Origin of the sequence: Flavobacterium sp. MEB061 (assembly GCF_000834715.1) — a bacterium.
GTDB lineage: Bacteria > Bacteroidota > Bacteroidia > Flavobacteriales > Flavobacteriaceae > Flavobacterium > Flavobacterium pectinovorum.
Genome location: NZ_JXQR01000077.1, coordinates 1 through 425 on the forward strand (window position 1 = coordinate 1; position 425 = coordinate 425).

Annotated in this window: 1 protein-coding gene; it reads left to right on the forward strand. The window is 30.6% G+C overall.

The annotated features are described in order from the left end of the window. On the forward strand, window positions 1–277 hold a 277-nt coding region (locus RT99_RS24475; RefSeq protein WP_117614840.1), incomplete at its 5' end, for a hypothetical protein. Window positions 278–425: the final 148 nt, after the last annotated feature.

A 425-nucleotide genomic window follows, 5' to 3' on the forward strand; every position in this document is an offset into this window, starting at 1 on the left:
AGCCGCAATCGTTTTGGGAGGTTTAACATCATTTGCTTCAACTTCTCCAATTTCAAATACAATCGTAAAAACAGTAACTATTCAGGATGATTATACTGAGATTAAAGTAGTAGAAGTACCAGTTGCAGTTACGGATGCACTTAAAAAAGCATACCCGGATGCAGTACTTACAAAAGCATACAAAAATACAAAATCTGAATACAAATTAGAAGTTACCGTAGGAGATAAAGTAGGTTCTCTTTATGCTAACGCAGATGGAACTTGGATTAAAAAATAAAAATTATATCTGATTTACAACAGATTACTAAAAATTAACGTTATTACTTAAAATATATTATTATGAAAAATTTATTTTTATCAGCCGCAATCGTTTTGGGAGGTTTAACATCATTTGCTTCAACTTCTCCAATTTCAAATACAATCGT